19 protein-coding genes are annotated in these 19,923 nt (G+C 57.4%); 7 read left to right on the top strand and 12 right to left on the bottom strand.

Annotated features, from left to right (window positions below):
- Positions 1-6: 6 nt before the first annotated feature.
- The 5 genes from ROSMUCSMR3_RS10515 to ROSMUCSMR3_RS10535 all read right to left on the bottom strand — a co-directional run bounded on the left by ROSMUCSMR3_RS10515 (position 7) and on the right by ROSMUCSMR3_RS10535 (position 6,086).
- On the bottom strand, positions 7-2,547 hold the full coding sequence (locus ROSMUCSMR3_RS10515; protein ID WP_081507283.1) for a branched-chain amino acid ABC transporter ATP-binding protein/permease: 2,541 nt from the start codon (positions 2,545-2,547) through the stop codon (positions 7-9).
- Between the two features lie 3 nt (positions 2,548-2,550).
- Positions 2,551-3,420 (bottom strand): branched-chain amino acid ABC transporter permease, encoded by an 870-nt coding sequence (locus ROSMUCSMR3_RS10520; RefSeq protein WP_081507284.1) that lies wholly within the window; start codon positions 3,418-3,420, stop codon positions 2,551-2,553.
- Positions 3,421-3,482: 62 nt separating this feature from the next.
- Entirely contained in the window at positions 3,483-4,667 is a 1,185-nt protein-coding gene (locus ROSMUCSMR3_RS10525) for an ABC transporter substrate-binding protein (protein ID WP_008282686.1), read from the bottom strand.
- Between the two features lie 80 nt (positions 4,668-4,747).
- Entirely contained in the window at positions 4,748-5,017 is a 270-nt protein-coding gene (locus tag ROSMUCSMR3_RS21890; RefSeq protein ID WP_081507285.1) for an AtzH-like domain-containing protein, read from the bottom strand.
- 394 nt (positions 5,018-5,411) lie between these two features.
- Positions 5,412-6,086 carry a TetR/AcrR family transcriptional regulator gene (locus ROSMUCSMR3_RS10535; protein ID WP_157667290.1) on the bottom strand — a complete coding sequence of 225 codons (675 nt, stop codon included), beginning with the start codon at positions 6,084-6,086 and terminating at the stop codon, positions 5,412-5,414.
- Positions 6,087-6,206: 120 nt separating this feature from the next.
- Between ROSMUCSMR3_RS10535 and ROSMUCSMR3_RS10540 the strand changes: the two genes are divergently transcribed.
- The 6 genes from ROSMUCSMR3_RS10540 to hpxZ all read left to right on the top strand — a co-directional run bounded on the left by ROSMUCSMR3_RS10540 (position 6,207) and on the right by hpxZ (position 12,499).
- The gene (locus ROSMUCSMR3_RS10540; protein WP_335743528.1) at positions 6,207-7,802 is read left to right on the top strand and encodes a gamma-glutamyltransferase family protein; all 1,596 of its coding nucleotides are present in this window, start codon (positions 6,207-6,209) and stop codon (positions 7,800-7,802) included.
- Positions 7,803-7,967: 165 nt separating this feature from the next.
- The gene (locus tag ROSMUCSMR3_RS10545) at positions 7,968-8,969 is read left to right on the top strand and encodes a TRAP transporter substrate-binding protein (RefSeq protein WP_237183430.1); all 1,002 of its coding nucleotides are present in this window, start codon (positions 7,968-7,970) and stop codon (positions 8,967-8,969) included.
- Positions 8,970-9,098: 129 nt separating this feature from the next.
- Positions 9,099-9,611 carry a TRAP transporter small permease gene (locus tag ROSMUCSMR3_RS10550; RefSeq protein WP_081507288.1) on the top strand — a complete coding sequence of 171 codons (513 nt, stop codon included), beginning with the start codon at positions 9,099-9,101 and terminating at the stop codon, positions 9,609-9,611.
- Between the two features lie 10 nt (positions 9,612-9,621).
- Positions 9,622-10,914, top strand: a complete 1,293-nt coding sequence (locus ROSMUCSMR3_RS10555; protein WP_081507289.1) for a TRAP transporter large permease — start codon at positions 9,622-9,624, stop codon at positions 10,912-10,914.
- A gap of 11 nt (positions 10,915-10,925) precedes the next feature.
- Complete coding sequence (locus tag ROSMUCSMR3_RS10560) at positions 10,926-12,101, top strand: amidase (RefSeq protein ID WP_237183431.1); 1,176 nt, start codon at positions 10,926-10,928, stop codon at positions 12,099-12,101.
- Positions 12,098-12,499, top strand: a complete 402-nt coding sequence (hpxZ, locus tag ROSMUCSMR3_RS10565) for an oxalurate catabolism protein HpxZ (RefSeq protein ID WP_008282678.1) — start codon at positions 12,098-12,100, stop codon at positions 12,497-12,499. Before ROSMUCSMR3_RS10560 ends, hpxZ begins: the two co-directional genes overlap by 4 nt.
- A gap of 248 nt (positions 12,500-12,747) precedes the next feature.
- Here the strand turns inward: hpxZ and ROSMUCSMR3_RS10570 are convergent, their stop codons facing one another.
- From ROSMUCSMR3_RS10570 to ROSMUCSMR3_RS10590, 5 genes are read right to left on the bottom strand one after another with little or no spacing between them, the layout of a single operon-like run.
- Positions 12,748-13,479 (bottom strand): amino acid ABC transporter ATP-binding protein, encoded by a 732-nt coding sequence (locus ROSMUCSMR3_RS10570; RefSeq protein ID WP_008282677.1) that lies wholly within the window; start codon positions 13,477-13,479, stop codon positions 12,748-12,750.
- Complete coding sequence (locus tag ROSMUCSMR3_RS10575; protein WP_008282676.1) at positions 13,476-14,132, bottom strand: amino acid ABC transporter permease; 657 nt, start codon at positions 14,130-14,132, stop codon at positions 13,476-13,478. Before ROSMUCSMR3_RS10575 ends, ROSMUCSMR3_RS10570 begins: the two co-directional genes overlap by 4 nt.
- Position 14,133: 1 nt before the next feature.
- Positions 14,134-14,853 (bottom strand): amino acid ABC transporter permease, encoded by a 720-nt coding sequence (locus ROSMUCSMR3_RS10580; RefSeq protein ID WP_037298631.1) that lies wholly within the window; start codon positions 14,851-14,853, stop codon positions 14,134-14,136.
- A 58-nt stretch (positions 14,854-14,911) separates the two neighbouring features.
- Positions 14,912-15,787: an amino acid ABC transporter substrate-binding protein gene (locus tag ROSMUCSMR3_RS10585; protein WP_081507290.1), complete on the bottom strand. Its 876-nt coding sequence runs from the start codon at positions 15,785-15,787 to the stop codon at positions 14,912-14,914.
- A gap of 29 nt (positions 15,788-15,816) precedes the next feature.
- Positions 15,817-16,917: a D-cysteine desulfhydrase gene (locus tag ROSMUCSMR3_RS10590; RefSeq protein WP_157667291.1), complete on the bottom strand. Its 1,101-nt coding sequence runs from the start codon at positions 16,915-16,917 to the stop codon at positions 15,817-15,819.
- A gap of 107 nt (positions 16,918-17,024) precedes the next feature.
- On the opposite strand from ROSMUCSMR3_RS10590, the gene ROSMUCSMR3_RS10595 reads away from it, so the two are divergent.
- A complete protein-coding gene (locus ROSMUCSMR3_RS10595) occupies positions 17,025-17,924 on the top strand; it encodes a LysR substrate-binding domain-containing protein (protein WP_081507291.1) in 900 nt (299 codons plus the stop codon).
- Positions 17,925-18,058: 134 nt separating this feature from the next.
- On the opposite strand, the gene ROSMUCSMR3_RS10600 is transcribed toward ROSMUCSMR3_RS10595, so the two are convergent.
- Complete coding sequence (locus tag ROSMUCSMR3_RS10600; protein WP_081507292.1) at positions 18,059-19,174, bottom strand: alpha/beta hydrolase; 1,116 nt, start codon at positions 19,172-19,174, stop codon at positions 18,059-18,061.
- A 216-nt stretch (positions 19,175-19,390) separates the two neighbouring features.
- A complete protein-coding gene (locus ROSMUCSMR3_RS10605) occupies positions 19,391-19,855 on the bottom strand; it encodes an FxsA family protein (RefSeq protein ID WP_081507293.1) in 465 nt (154 codons plus the stop codon).
- Positions 19,856-19,923 lie beyond the last annotated feature (68 nt).

Genomic DNA, 19,923 nt, shown 5'->3' on the forward strand with positions numbered 1-19,923 from the left:
TTCTTCTCATTGCGCAGCCACCTCGGCACCGAGGTAGGCTTGCTCGATTGATGCATCCTTTTGCAAATCCACCGATGTTCCCGATTTTACGACTTGTCCGCTTTCCAACACATAGGCGCGGTCGGCAATGGCCAGCGCCAGCGTTGCCATTTGGTCCACAAGCAAAACAGTGACCCCTTCGTCACGCAGATCGGCGAGCACATCGTAGAGCTCTGCTATGATAGACGGCGCCAAACCCAGCGATGGCTCGTCCAGCAAAAGAATGCGCGGGTTTGCGATCAGGCCGCGGGCAATCGCGAGCATCTGCTGTTCCCCACCCGAGAGAACGCCAGCGGGTGCGTCGATCCGATCGCGCAGCCGCGGAAAGCGCTGAAGCAGTCTGTCGATCTCTGCCTCGGCGTCAAGATCGGTCCGGTTATAAGCGCCCATCAGAATATTGTCGCGTACGCTCATCAGTGGAAAGACCTGCCGTCCTTCCGGAACAAGCGACAAGCCCGCGCGTGCGATCTGGTGGGCTGGCCGCTCTTCAATGGGCACCATATCAAGCAGGATCGCCCCCGAGACAGGCCTGTGCAGCCCTGCAAGGGATCGCATCATCGTTGATTTTCCGGCACCGTTTGCCCCCAACACGGCGACCATCTCGCCGGGCTGAACATCCATGTCCAAAGAGTCGAGCGCTGCGGCGGCCCCATATCCCGCGGTCAAACTGCGTGTGCTGAGCACGTCCTTTTTGCCGCCTCGTATCCAAGGTGTGCTGCGTTCGCGGCCTTGATAGGCGCTGTCGCCAAGATAGGCCCGACGCACGGCGGGATCATTTTGAACATCACTCGGCGCTCCGGTTTTGATCGGAACACCGGCATCCAGAACGATAATCTCGTCTGAAATGCGCATGATCATCGACATATCATGTTCGACCAGAACAACCGCAACGCCAGCCTCTGCAATCTTGCGGATCAGCAGGCTTAGTGCCTCTTTGTCGCTATGCATCAAGCCAGCCGCAGGTTCGTCCAAAAGAAGAACAGAAGGTTTCGTGGCCAAGGCGCGGGCGATTTCCACCAGACGCTTGTCAACATGGGGCAAATCGCCGGATCGGCGCGCCACGGGGCCTTTGTATCCCACAAAGGCAAGTAGGTCGTCGGCGAGGGCGATCTGAGCATCGCGAGGCGGGCGTCCCAGCAACCAGCCAAGGTGCCCGGTGCCTAGGGCGATCAGGATATTCTCACGCACACTCAAGTCTTCAAAAAGCTGTGTGGTCTGGTAGGTGCGTGCAATGCCAGCGCGCGCTGTGCGCCATGCCGGGCGGCCTGCGATATCCTCTGACATTTCGATGCGGCCGCTGTCAGGTTTGTAAAACCCGCTGATCATGTTCAGCACGGTTGTCTTGCCCGCGCCATTTGGCCCGATCACACTGGTTATGCGCCCTGCGGGGGCGGTGAATGACACATCCTTTGCCGCCTGAACCCCACCAAACTTGATCCCGAGGTCAGTGACCTTTAATCCGCCAGTGTTTTCGTTCAGGCCTGAGAGAAAGTCACCAAGGGCTTTGCCGGATGCCTTTGCTGTGGTTGGATCTTCGGCGCTTAGGTATCCCATCAGCCCGCCGATGATCCCTTTTGGTGCCAGCAGAAGCACGCCCATCATGATGCCGCCAAAGATGAGCAACCGGTATTCCGCGAGGCCTGATAAGACCTCGGGCAACAGAACCACGATCAGGCTGCCTATGACTGGCCCCAAAAGACGCCCGGTTCCGCCGACAATCACAGCCAGAAGAAACAGAATTGACTGGAAGAAAGGGAAGGAGCCTGGGCTGATGAAGAGTTGTAGCGGTGTGAAAAGCGCCCCTGCGAGCCCGGCCAAAAGCGCAGAAAGAACAAAGGCCGTGGTCTTGATCGCAAAGGGGTTAAGACCGATGGACTGTGCCGCCACGTCGCTGGAGGCCACTGCGCGCATTGCCATGCCCCATCGGCCCCGTGACAGTTGCAGAAACAACAGCAGGGACACTCCGGCAAGCAACACCGCAGCAATCGCCACCTCGGTTTCAAAGAATATGCGCCCAGCAAATTCAGGCGACCGGAAGCCCATCAGGCCATTATGCCCACCGGTAAGATCCCGTAATTCGATCGCAGCATGTTCGACGATAAAGGCGAAGGCGATTGTCATCATCGCAAGATAGGGGCCCGCGACCCGCAGGGCTGGCATCGCCAGCAACATGCCCACAAAGCTGCTTATGATGCCGGACACGATGAAAGCCAGCCAATAATCAAAGCCTGCGATCACCATGATCGCCGTCGTATAGGCACCGATCGCGAAGAACCCGACATGACCAAAGGAAATCTGTCCGGAAAGCCCCAACAGAATATTGAGACCGACACCAACGACGACATTCAGCGCAAAAAGGGCGAGGATGAAGACAAGGTAACCATTGGCATTGAGTGCCAGCATGATCGTGATGGCGGTCAGAGCCACTATTCCCAAGATTGACGTGCCCGGATGCGCCAAAAGCCGGGTCAAGCGCAGCCGTGCGGATACGTGTTCTTCTTCAGCCATGGATCAGACTTTCTTGAGTTCTGCGCGACCAAACAGGCCGTTCGGCACCGTCACCAGCACCAGTATGACAACACTGAATGAGACGATCTGCGTATAGCTCGAACCAATGTAAGCGGTGGTCAGGGCCTCGACGCAGCCATAAAGCACACCAGCAATCATGACGCCCCAAGCGCTGCTGATCCCGCCGAGAATAGCAGCCGCAAACGCCTTGATACCAAAGACGACACCCATGCCTGCCGACACGTTGAAAAGCGGAGCGATCAGCAATCCCGCGACACCGGCAAAAACTGCCGAAATTGCAAAGGATGCTGCGATAACCGCTTCTGTATTCACGCCTGTCAGACGTGCCGCCTCTGGTCGTTGCACAGAGGCCAGCATGGCTTTGCCAAGTCGGGTTTTGGTCGTCACAATCGTCAAGGCCATTGCAATCGCAAGACCGACGACCGGAATGATCAGCTGCAACGGATAGGCGCCAGCGCCAAAGATATCGATCGCATTTTCAACAAACGGTGACGGCAGGCTGCGGGGTTCTTTGCCGAAGGTGAACAGAATGATGTTATCGAGGACAATCCCGCCTGCAACCGTCGCCATGAGCCAAGCGTCAGAGCCGCGCGCGGCGAAAGGGCGAACCAAGAAGCGTTCCACCGCGAGACCCAGTATCGCACAACAGGCCAAAGCCGCCGGAATTCCAATCCAGAACGGCCAACCCAGCGTCACCATGAAAGTATACCCCATGACAGCGCCGAACATCATGGATGAACCCTGACTGAAGTTGACTGTTTTTGACACCGCATAGGTAATGTGAAAGCCCAGAGCCATCAGCCCGTACATCGAGCCAAGCGCCAGTCCGGTAATGAGTGTGGACGCGATCATGATCCTCTCCCGCAAGTGATACGGAAGGCCCTTCGGCCTTCCGACGTTTTGTTTCGGGGGCGCTACTTGATGGGGATGATCTCGCCGTCAATAAATCGCGTGAACACGTAGTCTTCTGCTCCAAGCGCGTCGTGCTGCTCTGGCGTGAAGGGGGTGGAATAGGTTTTGATCAACCCGTCATAGCTGTCGATGTCATAGAACCCTTGGCGAATTGCCGGACCGTCCGTTGAACCTGCGTTCTGAATTGCAAGAGCCGTAAGATGCATAGCGTCATAGGCATTCGCGATGCCCACTGCCGGGGTGACATCCGCCGGACCTTTGATTTCGGGAAACTTGGCCATTAGCGCGTCCAGAGTTGCCGCAGCTTTGGGCGAGTCGTTGCCTGAGAAGGTGAAGGTTTGGATCATTTCCACATCTTTGGCGCGCGGTCCGGCCAGTTCAGAGAAGCGGCCTCCGGCTGGTCCCCAATGAGATATGACCGGAACGTCCCAGCCCATGCGCTCCAGTGATTTCATGACCTGCGCAGACGGGCCCACATTGGCAACCATAAAGATCGCATCGGCACCGGCCTCTTTTAGTCGGGTCAACTGTGGAACGACGTCGATATCGTTTGCTTCAACCCGCTCAATCCCGGCTGTGGGCATTCCCTTTGCCTCAAGGGCGGCGGTCAATCCTTTCTCGTTTGACTCGCCCCAAGGGTTGTTGATCAGCATCATGCCGGGGTTTTTTGACCCATGAACTGTCACTGCGCGTTCGACGAGAGCGACGTCCACCATTTCATCCACGGCAGACACCCGGAAGACATAGTTCTCTTCGGCACCGTTTTGGGTGATTGGGGTGCCAGCGGCCCATGGCCCCATGAACGGAACTTTGGCTTGGTTCATGTAAGGCACCAAGGCGAGTGAGACAGGCGTTTGCAGGCCGCCAAACAACACCACGACCCCTTCGCGCTGGACCAGTTCACGCGCTGCGGTCAGACCTTTGCCGGGGTTGTCCTCGTCATCGCGGCGGATCATCTCGACCTGTTTGCCCAACAGCCCGCCGGCTGCGTTGATCTCATCAATCGCCAGCGCCATACCTCGGGTGATTGCTTCGCCGGACTTGGCAGAGGGGCCGGAGAGAGAGGCGATCAGCCCGATCTTGATGGTATCCTGCGCCAGGCCGGGTGTAGCAAACGCTGTGACCGTGGCGAGCGCAAGCCCGGCAAAGGAGCGGCGCGTGAACTTTTGGTTCAGAATGGTCTTCATGTGGTTTCCTTTCGGGTCTGGTTGAAGGGTTAGATCATTCGCCATTGATGCGCGCGGATCGTCGCGCGCTCAGTCATCCATCACGGACACAGGGACGCGACGATGTTGCGCCGATCCGGCGGGTGCGCCCAAGGATGACTTTGGCGACCGATCCTATGGGTAGAAGCTCTGGTGAATTCAGCGATTTGCGCGCCGCCGAGAAGTTTGTGGGCGGCACCGAACCGGATGATCTGAGTGCTCGTCCAAAAGAGCCTGTCCAATGCGCTGCCATCACTACCCATGAGAGCTGCCGCATCGTCATCAAAAGACGTTGTTACCTCTTCACCAGTCTCTGTGATGTTAACTTTCATGCCTTATTGAGCCCCCGGACGAAACGTCAGAACGCGCGTGCTCTAGACAGGTCCGAGCGCGCGTCTGTTTTGAGGTCCACGCAAAAGGCGCGTCGTTGCAACTTGTTTGCAGGTTCAGCTCTGGCAATTCCGCAAGGGGTGGTGAGTAATTGCTTACTTACTATGCAAGTGCCTAAATATTGCTCGATTTTGGGGGCGGCGATTGGGGTGGAATTCGACCTTCAGAGTTTAATCACATGCGGCTTGGGCCGAGATTGCGCGGTCTTCTTTGAAAATACCTTAGAAACACACCGCCGCCGTGCGGGTGATTTTGGGCTGCATGGCCTTTGCTCAATACGCCATCGTTCCACAGACCGCAGAGACGCTCTGCCGACAACGAAACGGGGCGCAGGGTTCAAGCGCTGATATCACTTGAAAGCAAAGCGAGTACTGCTTGTGTCACGTGCCTTTTTCGCTCTGCCAAAAACTCCGGTGATGACATATCCACGCCAAAGGTTGCCGTGAGAGTGAATCTGTTGGTGATGTGAATGAAACTGAGGCCCAGAATTGTGAGGTAGAGATTAAGCGCATCTGGCCGATACGGAAACTCGCCCGATGCATGACCTTGCGAAATCAGCTTATCTATCTTGGCGATGAAGGGTGCTGATGCTGTTCTGATCGAGTCGGCAATATTGACCGCTGCGCGCCCCTTGTTGAGGTTCTCATTGATGATCATGCGCGGGAAACTTTGGTTTCTTAGCATGTAGTCAAAGGTGAAATGCGTCAGGGCGATGATTGCTTGTTTCGGGGGCAGATTCCAGAAATTCGCAGAGGCTTCGCTGCTGCGCAGATGTTGGTAGACACGTGTCAGAGCGGCAAGGTAGAGGCCATCTTTGCTTTCGAAATAATGGTACAGCATCCGGATATTGCAGCCGGCTGCGCGGACAATATTCGTTGTGCTCGCGCCAGCATATCCGTGCTCGCAGAACTCTTCGATCGCTGCGAGCAATATCTTCTCTTTGGTTTGCGATGCGCTTCGACCTTCACTTCTGGGCGCGACCTCTGGGACTGCTGAAATTCTATTGCTCATGAGCGTTCCTCGGTGATTGGCCCAGCCCATCATAAACAGATTTTGTTTGCAGGGAACTATAAGTAATAGTTGACTTACTATTTTAACCCATGCCTCTTATTTCCAAGTGCTCACTTAGAGGTGAAGAGATTGCTAAGCACAGCATTGGGATTTAACGGCGCATTCAGTGCCCCCCACCGAGCGGCAGCCTTGGCGGGGCGGGATGTGCTGAATGCAGGCGGCACTGCGATTGAGGCAATGGTTGCCGCGGCTGCAAGCATTGCGGTCACATACCCCCATATGAACGGCATCGGAGGTGATGGGTTCTGGCTCATTCATCGGCCGGGAATGGCGCCTGTCGGAATATCGGCCTGCGGTCGGGCTGCCTCTTTGGCTACGCCCGGTTGGTATGCCGCGCAGGGCGTAACAGGTGCAATCCCTGCGCGGGGTGCCTTGGCCGCTCTGACAGTGCCGGGCACGATTGATGGCTGGGCCAAGGCGCTGGCACTGGTGCCGGACCGACGCCGGATGCCGCTAAAGGATCTGCTTGGTGCCGCGATTTCGCAGGCTCGTGACGGAATCGCAGTCACCGGCAATCAATCTCGTACGACCTTGGAAAAGCTGGATGGGCTCAGGGATGTGCCGGGCTTTGCCGAAACCTATCTGGTCGGGGGCAGGCCGCCTGCGCCGGGGCACAGACTGCGACAGTCAGCTCTCGGGGATACGCTCGCCCGTTTGGCAGAGACCGGGCTGGACGACTATTACCGTGGCGAGATTGCACAGACCCATGCCGCCTTTCTGGGCGCAAAAGGTAGCCCGCTGCGACTGGAGGATTTCAACGCCTTCTCGGCAGAGCTGGTGACACCGCTCACAACGCAGATTGGTGCGGGGCAACTCTGGAACATGACGCCACCCACGCAGGGGATTTCATCGTTGATGATCCTCGCGATATTTGACCGGCTTGGCGTGACCAAGGCAGACGGCCTTGAACATCTGCATGGATTGGTCGAGGCCACAAAGCAGGCCTTTATTCAGCGCAATGCAGAGCTTGGCGACCCTGACTTTATGGAGCGCCCAGCCCAAGACTGGCTGCACCCGGATCATATAGCCGACCTTGCGGGCCGAATTGATCCTGCGCGGGCCTTGCCTTGGCCGCACCCGGCAAAGCCGGGCGATACAATCTGGATGGGCGCGGCGGATTCAGAGGGAACGGTTGTCAGCTTCATTCAATCCGTGTTCTGGGAATTTGGCTCTGGGCTGACTTGCACCGATACGGGTGTTTTCTTTCAGAACCGAGGCGCGGGTTTCTCGTTGGACGCTGGTCCAAATCAATTGCGCCCTCGCGCGCACCCGTTTCACACCCTCAATCCCGCACTTGCCGCGCTGAACGATGGCCGCATCATGGCCTATGGCACGATGGGGGGCGAGGGGCAGCCACAGACGCAAGCGGCAGTCTTCACGCGCTACGCAGTTTTCGGTCAAGACCTACAGCAGGCGGTCAGCGCGCCGCGCTGGCTCTTGGGCAAGACCTGGGGTGAAACAACCACGACGCTCAAACTTGAGGACCGCTTTGATCCCTCTCTTGTCGCGGGTCTACGTGCGGTCGGTCATGACATCGAGATGATTGCCCCATGGTCCGATCTTGCTGGGCACGCAGGGGCCGTGGTGCAGCATTGCACAGGGCTGATGGAGGCCGCGAGCGATCCGCGCGCTGATGGTGCGGCCCTTGCGTTCTAGAGGTTCAGCGAGTGCCCAAAAAGCAATCACCGTGCCGTTTTCCGGGGCAATAGTCTTTTAGCCCGCAGCCAAAAGGACACCAGAATTGCAAAGTAATTGTGCCCTTACCAAGTGTCGCTCACAGATTCGCGCGTCAGACAGAAACTTGTCCTACAGGAGAACGAAATGAATAAGAGAAAGATTACAATTGGTTGCCTTACTGCACTTGTGCTGAGTATGACATCGACTGTCGCTCTCGCAGAGGTCATCAAGTTTCACCATGACCTGCCAGACACCTCGGCACAGCACAAAGGTGCTGTAAAATTCAAAGAGCTTGTAGAGGCCGCATCGAACGGGGCCTATGAGGTTGAAATCTATGCCAACAACGCGCTTGGCGACGATGTTGAGGTTGCGCAGCAAATGCAATTTGGTGCGGTACAGGCTGCGCCCATTCCCACTGCCAAGCTTGCGAACTTTAGCCCGTCATTGCAGTTGATCGACCTGCCTTTCCTCTTTCCGTCAGTCGAGGCGACCTATGCGCTGCTCGATTCAGAAGAGGTTGGCGGCGCGATGCTCAAATCGCTTGAAGAGTCGGGTTTCGTGGGCGCAAAATTCTGGGAATCGGGATTTAAACAGCTGACCTGCAACCATCTCGTCAGCAAACCCGAAGACTATGTTGGGCGCAACGTCCGCGTGATGGAAAGCCCGCTTCTGATCGCTCAGTTTGAAGCCTTGGGTGCAACGGCCATCCCCGTGGCCTTTTCCGAAACCTACACGGCGCTTCAGCAGGGCGTGGTAGAGTGCCAAGAGAATCCGATCGTATCAATCAACTCGATGAAGTTCTACGAAGTGCAGGACTACATGATGTTGTCGAACCACGGCTATATCGGGACCGCGTTCATCTTTTCCAAGGTGTGGTTCGATGCGCAGGCCCCCGAAATGCAAGACATACTGATGACCGCCGCGCGTGAGGCCGGCGATTACCAACGCCAGGTTTCGGCAGAGGACAATGGGCGCCTGCTTCAGGAAATCATTGATGCGGGCACCACCGAAGTGGTCGAAATGACACCGGAACAATTGGCCCTCTTCGCAGAGGCCATGCAGCCGGTACACGAGAAATTCGCAGACCGTATCGGCAGTGATCTACTCGAGGCGGCTTATGCCGAGATCAACTCCTTCTCCAAGTGATCTGATGCAAAAGGCCCTGTCGGTATGACAGGGCCTTGGGATCGGCCCTAGGCACGCTGGGCTTTGCGGGCCGATCCACGTGCTTGGGCTGAGCCCCGGCTTTTTGACCCGTCAACAAGGACTTTGCCGATGCTGAAATGGCTGACACGGATCGACGCCACGCTGACATTTCTGGAACGTACCTCAGTCGCACTTCTACTGCTGGTTGCCGTTATAATCTTGGTCGCAGACGTTGCATTGCGTGCGTTCTTTGGTGTCGCGCTCGCTTGGGCGGCTGAGTTGACCCGTTATTCCATCGTCTGGCTTGTGTTTATCGGCGGGGCGATTGGGGCCCGCTCTGGGGCGCATATCTCGATTGATGTGCTGGGGGCTATTTTGCCGCCCGGCATGGCGCATCGTTTGGCACAGATCGCAGCGCTGATTGCCGCTGGCACCACGGCGATGCTGGCCTGGTATGGCTGGACCCTTGTCAGCCAGATGAAACAGTTTGGCCAAACATCCGCGTCGCTCGAATGGCCCATGTGGGTTGTCTACCTCGCCATTCCGACGGGGTGCACGCTCATGTCGGTGCGGTTTGTCCAGAACGCCTTGTTACTGTCAAAAGATGCGCGCCGTCTGACGGCTGCTCAAAGTACAGCCTAAGGATACCCAGATGCACGCCATTTTCTTTGGATCCCTCGTTGCTCTGCTTCTTGTGGGTGTTCCCGTCTTTGTCGTGTTGCTGTTGCCTGTGATGGTGGCGCTGGAAACCACGACTTCGACTCCGCCTGTGCTCATCATTCAGCGATTGTTTTCCGGCATTGATAAGTTTCCGCTGATGGCGATCCCGTTTTTCATCTTTGCGGGCAATATCATGGCGCAGGGCGGAATTTCCAAGCGCCTGATAAGATTGGCAAATGCCTTGGTGCGCCCGTTGCTGGGCGGATTGGGGATCACAACTGTTACAAGTTCGATGTTCTTTTCCGCGATCTCGGGCTCTAGCCCCGCAACCGTGATCGCGGTGGGCAAGATCATGCTGCCTGCCATGGAAAAGGAAGGATACAAACGCTGGTTTTCCATCGGCCTGCTGATGAGCTCCGGATCCATGGGCATCATTATCCCGCCGTCGATTTTCATGATCGTCTATGGCGCGGTCACGGGCGTGTCGATCGGGGCACTGTTTCTGGCGGGCGTAGGCGCAGGATTGGTCTATGGTGTGGCGTTCATCGGCGTTTGCGTTTTGTACGCAAGGGCCACAGGCATGGCCCGCGAGGCGCGCTGGGACACGACCGAGATACTCACTGCGGCGCGTGGATGTTTCTGGGGCCTTGCCACGCCGTTCATCATTCTCGGGGGCATCTATGGGGGCATATTCACCCCGACAGAAGCGGCGGCAGTCGCGGTGATCTATGCCGTCTTGGTTTCGGCCTTGATCTACCGCGAAATGACCCTGTCCGACATTCTTGATTCAGCAGTCGACAGTGCGATCACGACGGCGCAAGTCATGATCATTATCGCTGCGGCCTCAGCCTTTGCTTGGTATCTGACGACCTCGGGCGTCGCCAGCGGACTTACAGGCTTGCTGGCGGGTATCGGCAATAACCCGATTTACGTTCTATTGACGATCAACTGCCTCATTCTTTTGGCTGGCATGGTCCTTGATCCGAATTCGATCATCATCATCCTTGTGCCGTTCATCGTACCCGTGGCCGTTGCGGCGGGTATTGATCCCATTCATCTGGGCATCGTTCTTGCGGTCAACGCGGCAATCGGCATGTTCACGCCGCCCTTTGGGCTGAACCTCTTTGTTTCGGGGGCGCTTGGCGTGAGTTTCAACGAAGCCATAAAGGGCGCGTTGCCTTTCATTCTGGTCGGATTGATCGCCCTGTTCCTGATCACCTATGTACCGATCACGTCGCTCTGGCTGCCTGCGCAGTTCTACCCGAATATCTCAACAACCTTCTAAGGAGGCACAAGATGTTGCCGACATGCGACCCATTCATAGCGAGATTTGACAGCCCGCTGAAAGGACAAAGCCCTTCTGGCGCACTTGCAGGCTTGCGCGTTGGCGTCAAAGACGGGTTTGACATTGCAGGGCATGTAACCGGGGCTGGATGCCCAGAGTGGGGCCAGTTCCACGGCGCAGCGACCGCGACCTCTCCTGTCGTGCAGGTTTTGCTGGATGCGGGCGCAGAGCTTATCGGCAAAACCCAGATGGATGAGCTGGCCTATAGTCTGATGGGGGTGAATGCGCGCTATGGTACGCCCTTGAATCCCGCTGCTCAGGACCGCGTACCGGGGGGGTCCTCCTCTGGCTCGGCGGCCAGTGTGGCTGCCGGGTTGGTGGATATCGGCCTTGGAAGTGACACCGGAGGTTCCGTTCGTTTGCCTGCATCCTTTTGTGGCGTTTACGGCTGGCGGCCAACCCATGGGCTTATGTCTGGGGACAGTCTTGTGCCATTGGCACCCAGCTACGATACACCCGGCTTTTTTACGCGTGATCTGATGACCATGGCGACTGTCGCTTCTGTTTTTCAGGATGCGCCTGTGACGGTGAAGCCGATCAAGTTTTGGTTGCCCTCAGACCTGTGGTCTTTGGCTGAGAGCGGCGTTTCTGCGGCCCTGCGCGATGCACTTCCCGTGGTTGATCATCGCTCAGACCCAGTTTTGCCAGACGGGGATCTAAGCGACTGGTTAGGGGCGTTCCGTATCCATCAAGGCTATGAAATCTGGCAAACGCTTGGCCCTTGGATCACGCAAAACCAACCTGATTTTGGTCCGGGGATACGAGAGCGGTTTGAAACCGCGAGCCGGATCACACGCCAAGACTTTGATCGCGCGGTTGAAAAGCGCTGCGCCATCCGTGAACATCTTGAAAAGGCGATTGATCCCGCAACGATCCTTGTTTTCCCAACCTCGCCGGGTGCTGCCCCGCTGCGATCAACCCAACAGAGCGATCTGGAATTGTTCCGCAATGCCGCTTTGACCATGCTCTGCGTTGCAGGGCATGCGGGTTTGCCACAGATCAGCATCCCGCTCGCGACCTATACCGGGGCGCCGGTTGGGCTGTCTCTGGCAGGGGCGAGGGGGGCGGATCATCTTCTCATCAAGACAGCGCAGATCTTTGAACCAAAGCCACAGGATCGCGCATGACCGAGCTGAGCTATATCAACCGCCCAGAGGTGCACGCCGAAGTGACAGAGGTTTTCTATCGCTACGAGACGGCCCTTGTGACAAATGATGTAGAGACGCTTGATGCCTTGTTTTGGTCCAGTGATCACACGATCCGGCTGGGTGCCTCTGAAAATCTGTTCGGGCAGGATGAAATTCTTGCATTCCGAAAGGCGCGGCCGGGTGTGGGCCTTGCGCGCAGTCTTCTGCGCGTGGTCGTCACAACCTTTGGCGATGATTGTGCCACAACGAACGCGATATTCACCCGCGCGGGATGGCCTGCGTCCCGAACGGGACGGCAGAGCCAGACTCTGATCAAGCTTCCTGAAGTGGGCTGGCAAATTGTCTCAGCCCATGTGTCCATCGTCGATCTTGAGTAGTCAGCTTTGGAACGCCTTACTCTCATTGTCGCGCAGCCTATCGTTGGGGTCAGCCTCAGCCTGTGTCGCGAAGACGTGGCAACCCGCGAGAACGACTGGGATGGCAGGCCAAGGTTTGGAGTGATGGCTTTAGGGTCACGCCATAAGGCGCAGGCGTGAACCCCAGCACCCCGAGAAAATAGCCTTCATCCTCCGACTTCACCAAGGTGGCACCTTGGCATCGTGGACGAGCCGAGCGCGGGGGAACCTCAGTTTTGCAGGATTTTTGACAGAAAGTCCTGTGCGCGTTCACTTTCGGGCGCGTCAAAGAATTCTTTCGTTGGGCGATCCTCTACGATGGCCCCCGCATCCATGAAGACGACACGGTCCGCGACCTTGCGCGCAAAGCCCATCTCATGGGTGACTACCATCATGGTCATGCCGTCGTCACGGGCCAGTCCCACCATAACGTCGAGAACCTCTTTGATCATCTCGGGATCAAGCGCGGATGTCGGTTCATCAAAGAGCATCGCGATCGGGTCCATGGCAAGGGCACGTGCAATGGCGACGCGCTGTTGCTGACCGCCCGACAACTGACCGGGATATTTGGCGACGTGGTCAATCATTCCCACGCGCGTCAAGAGCGTCTCGGATCTCGCCTCTGCCTCTTTGCGGGTCCGGCCCAAAACCTTTTCCTGCGCAAGGCACAGATTATCGCGCACGCTCATATGGGGATAAAGTTCGAAATGCTGAAACACCATGCCGATCTTGGCGCGCAGCTTGGTCAGTTTTGCTCCGCTGCCTGTCACTTCGGCGCCATCCACGACGATCCGCCCCTCCTGAACCGGCTCAAGCCCGTTCACACATTTGATCAGGGTGGATTTTCCCGAGCCAGAGGGCCCACAGACCACAACGACCTCGCCCTTTGCAACTTTTGTCGTGCAATCGGTGAGAACCTTGAAGTCCCCGTACCACTTGCTCACATTTTTCATTTCGATCATGTCGTCATCCGCGCTTGAAGCCGACGCACGAACAGCGAACCTGAAAAACAGATCACGAAGTAAACGAGCGCGGCAAAGAGATACATTTCAACGAGGCGGCCCTCGGTTCGGGCCACGATGGAAGAGGCGGTCATCAGGTCGCGAAGCGATACGACAAAGACCAATGAGGTATCCTGAAACAGGATGATTCCCTGTGTCACAAGGATTGGGATCATGTTGCGGAATGCCTGCGGCAGCACGATGTAGCGCTGAATCTGCCAGTAGCCGAGACCAGTGGCCTGTCCCGCGTGCACCTGACCCGTCCGAACGCTTTGAATACCGGCGCGCATGATCTCGGAATAATAGGCGGCCTCGAACATCACGAAGGCGATGAGCGCCGAATAGAAGCCGCCGATGGGCCGGCCAAGCGCCAAAGGCACAAGGAAGTAGAACCAGAAAATCACAAGGATCAAGGGCACGGACCGGATCAGGTTTACATAGGCCGCAGCGAATATCGCCAACGGCTTGATCCCCGAGAGCCGCGCCAGCGCGAGCAAAGTGCCCAAAGCGATACCGCCCAAAACCGCAAGAAAGGTAAGCCATAAGCTGAGCTGCAACCCCTGCCAGAGGAACGGCAGGTTGTTCAGGATGACGTCGAAATCAAAATCGCCCATCTCAGTTCCCCTTGCCAACATAGCCCGGAATGCGCGTGTAGCGTTCCAGGACAGTCATGACGATTGTGGCGCAGAGCGCGATGAACACGTAGATGACGGTGGCTGCCGTATAGGCCTCGAAACTCTGGAATGTGTATTCTGCGATCTGCTGGCTTTGCGCCGTCAGTTCGAGCAGCCCGATGGTCAGCGCGAGCGATGAGTTCTTGAAGACGGTCAGGAATTCCGATGTCATTGGCGGCACGATCAGGCGGAAAGAAATCGGCAAAAGAACGTATCGGTACACCTGCGCCACGCCCATACCCTGTGCGGTTGCCGCTGATTTGAGGCCCGATGGCACCGCCTCAATCCCGGCACGCACCTGTTCTGCCACGCGGCTTGCGGTATAGAGGCCCAAGGCCACAACTGCCGTGACAAACTCGGGTTGTGGCATGTCGCGCTTCATCCAGCGCCCGGCATCCTCGGGCAACATCTCGGGGACGGCGAAATACCAGATGAACATCTGCACCAGCAGCGGAACGTTGCGAAACAGTTCGACATAGGTGGTGCAGAGTGTGCTTACCACTTTATTGGGCAGGGTTCGGCCTACGCCCACCAGCGATCCCACGACTATCGCGATCACCCAAGCACAGAGCGCTACGGACACGGTCCAGCCAAGGCCACTCAGGAGCCAGCCGAAGTATTCCGGTTCCCAAAGAACGCTCCAGTTCCAGTTATAGTTCATCTTGGCCGGTCCCCCGATCTTGCGCGGCCCGCCCGGTCACGAGCGGGCCACAGGTCTTTTACTCAGGCAGGGCACCAAGCTGGAATGCGGCCTGCAGGAGCGGGTCGGCAGGCACGCCCATCGGGTCGAACCACTTTGAATAGATCTCGTTGATCTCGCCCGAGCGGAACACGTTGGCCAGCGCGGTCTTGCCCACCAGTTCAAAGGCACTGTCGTCACGACGGACCATCAGCGCATAGGGATCGAAGGACAAAAAATCACCGACAACGGCAAATTCATCCGGTGTCTTGGACTTGGCAATCAAACCGAACAGCAAAATGTGGTCTGTGGAGTAGGCATCAACCCGGCCGGTCTCTAGCGAGAGCATGCCTTCGGCATGGTCTCGTACCGGCAGGATTTTCACCTCGAGCCCTTGGGCCTCGACCGCTGCCTTGACGGCGCGTTCGTTGGTTGTGCCCTGTGCCAGCGCGATGGATTTACCGTCGAGATCGGCAACCGAGGAAATGCCCGAATCCTTTCGGGTCAGGATCTTGGTGCCGGTCACAAAGGTCACGGGCAGATATTCAACCTGCTGCTGGCGCGTCAGGTTGTTGGTGGTGGACCCACATTCCAGATCAATTGTTCCGTTCGCCATAAGCGCGATGCGGGTCTTGGGATTGACGGGCACATAGCGGACTTCGATATCCTTGCCGAGCGTCTTTTCCACTTCCTCGACCACCTTCATGCACAGGTCGATCGAATAGCCCTCGGGCTGCTGCTGATCATTCAGATAGGAAAATGGCACCGAGCTTTCGCGATGGCCGATCACGATTTCTCCGCTGTCATTTATCTTGGCGAGAGTTCCCGTCAGATCCTGAGCCCAGAGCGCGGCAGGCGCCAGCCCCGTTGTCAAAGCCGCGACGGCAAGCACGCGGCGGGCAAGTTTAAAGTCCATGGTCAAGTTCTCCCTCTTCTCATTGGTGGTTAGTTTGCCTGATAGCCTGGCAGGTTAAACGCGCCGGTGTATCCGAACAGCGCGGCTGATCCGCCAGTATGCAGAAAGACGACATTCTCCATGTCGCCAAAGGCGCCCTTGCGGGTCAGGTCAATCAGACCGTCAAGCCCTTTGCCGGAGTAGACCGGATCGAACAGCAGGCCTTCAAGCTCTGCCAGAAGCCTGACGCTTTCGACCATGCCTTGCGTGGGAATGCCATATCCCGCCCCCACGTAATCGCAGTTGGCCCTTACGTCTTCACGACGGATGGCCTCTTCACAGCCGATGCCCGCACCGGTGCGTTTCGCAAGCTCAAAGACCATGCTTTCCTGCTTGTCCTGAGGGGCCCGAACGCCAATACCAAGGAGCTCGATGTCACTTTCCAGCGCCGCAAGGCCAGCCACCAAGCCCGCTTGGGTGCCCGCGCTGCCCGTGGCATGGATCAATGCGTCGATCTTTAACCCCATGGTCGCGGACTGTTCGCAAAGTTCCAAGGCGCAATTCACATACCCAAGCGCGCCGGTGCTGTTCGAGCCACCTCCTGGAATGACATAGGGCTTCCGCCCGGCAGTGCGAAGCTCTACCGCCAGAAGCTCCATCTCTGCTGTCATGTCGGCACCGCCCCGCCGCTTGGCCACTGTTGCGCCATGCAGCCGGTCAAGAAACACATTGCCGCTCAGCGTATATTCTGGGTCGGCAGAGCCGGTCCGATCTTCGAGCAGGATATGGCAGGCCATGCCCAGTCGTGCCACTGCGGCCGCTGTCTGGCGCGCGTGATTGGATTGGGTGGCACCTTGGGTAATGATCGTATCCGCACCCTCTCCCAATGCATCGGCCATCAGGAATTCGAGCTTGCGGGTCTTGTTGCCGCCAGAGGACAACCCTGTGCAGTCATCACGCTTTACCCAAAAACGGGGTCCACCCAAATGCTCGGTTAGCCGATCCATGGGTTCCAGCGGTGTGGGAAAATGCCCCAGACGCACTCTGGGAAATGCCGCAAGCGCGCTTGCCAGATCCTTTCGGCGCGCGGCCGACGGCCACGCACTTTGTCGGATATGCCGAGCAGCCCCCGAAATATGCCCTTCGCCCATGAATGACCCTCACCCAATATCGGAAACAGGCTAACCCCCCTTTACAGCGGTGGAAAATGCTATTTTCTTGGACTACTCATATCAAAAGTATGGGTAAGGGATGAAAAATGGATCTCAACATCTTCGATGACGTGCTTGTTCTTTTGGAAGAGGGCAATATGAGCCGTGCCGCACGACGCCGAAATGTCACGCAACCAGCTTTTTCCCGACGCATCCAGAGCTTTGAGAATTGGCTTGGTCGCCCGATCGTCAAACGTGCAGCCAACCGCGTCGAGATTGAACCGGCGTTGTCTGAGAACATCGTCGAGCTTCAGGCGCTGATCCGGCATGTTGAGGCCCTCAGACAGCGGATCGCCAAATACAATGCCGCAAGATCGACCGTAACAGTCGCGGCACAGCATTCGCTGATCGTTTCGATTTTCCCTGATTTCGCTGCGGGCGCACGCGACGCGCAGCCGGAGGTCGATTTTCGCCTAAGGGCGGCAAACCACAATGATTGCATCTCGCTTTTCCTGAGCGGCGAAGCCTCGCTGCTCATGTGCTATGAGCGCGATGGCGGAGAGCCGATGCCATTCGATGACCGTATCGTTCGTGCAACTTGGGGCCGCGACCGGCTTGTCCCGGTGATCGGCGGCGCGCTGCGCTTCACGCTTGATCGCAAGGGGGCCCCACCCGAGGATACACCTATGATCCGCTATCCATCCGGCAGCTTTTTCGCGGATATGCTTGCGGGGGCGAGTACCTCCTATTCCAACCACTCTGGCAGCACCTTTGCTGAGAGTGCATTCACCGTTGGGGTCAAGGAAATGGCCCTGATGGGATTTGCCCTCGCTTGGTTACCGATGAGCCTCGTTTACAGCGAGGTCCAAAGTGGCGCGCTGATCGTGTGCAATGGAGATACCGAAACCCTACCGCTGCGTATCTCGCTCTTTGCCCGACCAACTGATCCAGTTGCAATGCGCCTTTGTAGCCTGCGACATGACAGTGTGGAACCATCGCGGATTTAGAACAGCACCGCGTAGCAAGGCCGTACCATTTAAATGGGGCCTTTATGGCTAGGCTATCCCGTTGCCCTTGAAATATTCGCCCGGTTGATGCGCCTAGCGCCGGGTAAACGACAAGCGGGTGGCCTGACCGTGGTCTAATTTCGCAGAATCATGATGGGCGTGTTGGCAAGAAGCTCCTGAAATGTCGTGCTGCTTCCGGTTTTGCCGAAACGTTCGTTCGCATTCAGCCCCGCGCCGATCAGTTGCACCACCTCCGGAGAGCCGGCGAACTTGGAATGGCTGCCGGAATTGGAATCCTCGATTTTGGACAGGTCAATCACGGTCACACCGAGTTTTTCCAACTCGAGCGCGTCTGCTGCGCCGACACGCGGCACGCCCCCCGCAATCCGGCGTGACAGCCGCAGTGCCGCGTCATCCTTGGAAATCAAAAGGAACATCCGCTGCTTGATCGACGGGTGCAGGGCCGAAATCTGAGTGCGAAACAGATCTATGTCGATGTCAGGAGAGGCCAGAATAATGTGATCAATCGGAATTCCCTTGCCAAGTCTGCCGGTTTGCTGCTGATGGACAAGCCCCTCCATCGTCAGGAAGGTGCCCATCGAATGCGCAAAAACATCCACACTTTCGGCCTTGGTCCGGTTCAGGATGGCGGCCAGATTCCTAACTTCGGGGCGGGCGATGAGCGCGCTGTTGAGGTCATAGACATAGCGCGTTCCCTTCGCCGCCGAGGCCCAGGTGAACAGCACAGGCACGCCTTGAAAGTCGGTGTCCTCTACAAATTGCGATAGGCGCAGGACGGCGTCGCTTGCGGTGTTATTAAAGCCATGCACGAAAATCAGAAGTTTGCGGTCTCCGGGGGCGCGTTTGGCCAGCTCACGATTTATGCCCGAGATAAAGGCCGCATCGGTGCTGTAGACGATTGGGTTAACGACGGTGAATTCGGTGCGCGGATCAGGAGGCAGGCGCTTTGGCCGCTCCAGCACGCCGACAACATGGGTTGGGGGCACAGTGGCATCAACCGAGGCCATGCCAAGTTCTGGTGCCCGAACAGAGGAGTAAAAGGCCCCAGCCACCTCGGATGAGCCGCGCGTCGACATGATGAAAATACGATGCTTTGTCAGGTCTTCGACGGATTCAACGGGGACATTCGCGTTTCTGATGCCAATGATTTCCGGCGCTGCCGAACATCCGACCAATACCAGCAAGACCAACGTGGAAATCAGGGATCGGGTGCCAAAATGACGTTTCATGACTTCTCTCAAATGGGGCGTCTCGCGCGCGGAGGCCGGACAGCGGCAGCGTTTTGTGAGTCAAAACTCGTTATTTCAGCATGCCCTTGGTTCCCACTTGGATCAACAGATTTGAGAGCCGCAGAGCACTTTGCTCTGGGCGCAGTCTAGCGCGTTGGGTGTGGGTGCGGCGGGGGTGTTCCCGCGCACAAGCCCTCGCAGGCCTAAGGGGCGGTGTCAGTGCAACCGACGATTTGGGTTTTGAGTGTTGCGGTCTGGTGTCACGTCTTCATACTCGGTCTCAACCACATCATCGCGCGCGGGCGGCGGTCGGCCGCCCATCTCAAAGTGCTGGACATGCACGCGCTGCCGGATTTGCCGGAAAACCCAACGGCGCACCGGCGGCATCAAAAGCGCAAAGCCCAAACCATCGGTAAAAAAGCCGGGTGTCAGTAGCAGCGCACCCGCAAAGAGGATCATCGCCCCATGCGCCAGCGGTTCCGACGGATCATCAAGATCCGAGAACGAGCGGCGCAGGTTCGACATTGCAGCCGCCCCCTGCTTGCGCAAGAGCGATGTGCCGATCACAGCGGTCAGGACCACGATCGCCAAGGTGGGCCATAGACCGATCAGCCCGCCCACCTGAATGAACAGTGCGATCTCGATCAGCGGAACGGCGAGGAATGCCAGAAAAAGCCACATGAGCGGCCCCCCTTTGTTTTATGCCCCTTACGGTGGACTTGACCCTGTCCAGCCCCTACATAGGACTG

Source organism: Roseovarius mucosus, assembly GCF_002080415.1.
Lineage (GTDB): Bacteria > Pseudomonadota > Alphaproteobacteria > Rhodobacterales > Rhodobacteraceae > Roseovarius > Roseovarius mucosus_A.

Coding starts and splice junctions, on each gene's coding strand:
- ROSMUCSMR3_RS10600 (WP_081507292.1), bottom strand. CDS start 19,174: ATGAAACGTCATTTTGGCACCCGATCCCTGATTTCCACGTTGGTCTTG.
- ROSMUCSMR3_RS10595 (WP_081507291.1), top strand. CDS start 17,025: ATGGATCTCAACATCTTCGATGACGTGCTTGTTCTTTTGGAAGAGGGC.
- ROSMUCSMR3_RS10575 (WP_008282676.1), bottom strand. CDS start 14,132: ATGGGCGATTTTGATTTCGACGTCATCCTGAACAACCTGCCGTTCCTC.
- ROSMUCSMR3_RS10560 (WP_237183431.1), top strand. CDS start 10,926: ATGTTGCCGACATGCGACCCATTCATAGCGAGATTTGACAGCCCGCTG.
- ROSMUCSMR3_RS21890 (WP_081507285.1), bottom strand. CDS start 5,017: ATGAAAGTTAACATCACAGAGACTGGTGAAGAGGTAACAACGTCTTTT.
- ROSMUCSMR3_RS10525 (WP_008282686.1), bottom strand. CDS start 4,667: ATGAAGACCATTCTGAACCAAAAGTTCACGCGCCGCTCCTTTGCCGGG.
- ROSMUCSMR3_RS10570 (WP_008282677.1), bottom strand. CDS start 13,479: ATGATCGAAATGAAAAATGTGAGCAAGTGGTACGGGGACTTCAAGGTT.
- ROSMUCSMR3_RS10555 (WP_081507289.1), top strand. CDS start 9,622: ATGCACGCCATTTTCTTTGGATCCCTCGTTGCTCTGCTTCTTGTGGGT.
- ROSMUCSMR3_RS10545 (WP_237183430.1), top strand. CDS start 7,968: ATGAATAAGAGAAAGATTACAATTGGTTGCCTTACTGCACTTGTGCTG.
- ROSMUCSMR3_RS10580 (WP_037298631.1), bottom strand. CDS start 14,853: ATGAACTATAACTGGAACTGGAGCGTTCTTTGGGAACCGGAATACTTC.
- ROSMUCSMR3_RS10585 (WP_081507290.1), bottom strand. CDS start 15,787: ATGGACTTTAAACTTGCCCGCCGCGTGCTTGCCGTCGCGGCTTTGACA.
- ROSMUCSMR3_RS10590 (WP_157667291.1), bottom strand. CDS start 16,917: ATGGGCGAAGGGCATATTTCGGGGGCTGCTCGGCATATCCGACAAAGT.
- ROSMUCSMR3_RS10605 (WP_081507293.1), bottom strand. CDS start 19,855: ATGTGGCTTTTTCTGGCATTCCTCGCCGTTCCGCTGATCGAGATCGCA.
- ROSMUCSMR3_RS10535 (WP_157667290.1), bottom strand. CDS start 6,086: ATGAGCAATAGAATTTCAGCAGTCCCAGAGGTCGCGCCCAGAAGTGAA.
- hpxZ (WP_008282678.1), top strand. CDS start 12,098: ATGACCGAGCTGAGCTATATCAACCGCCCAGAGGTGCACGCCGAAGTG.
- ROSMUCSMR3_RS10550 (WP_081507288.1), top strand. CDS start 9,099: ATGCTGAAATGGCTGACACGGATCGACGCCACGCTGACATTTCTGGAA.
- ROSMUCSMR3_RS10520 (WP_081507284.1), bottom strand. CDS start 3,420: ATGATCGCGTCCACACTCATTACCGGACTGGCGCTTGGCTCGATGTAC.
- ROSMUCSMR3_RS10515 (WP_081507283.1), bottom strand. CDS start 2,547: ATGGCTGAAGAAGAACACGTATCCGCACGGCTGCGCTTGACCCGGCTT.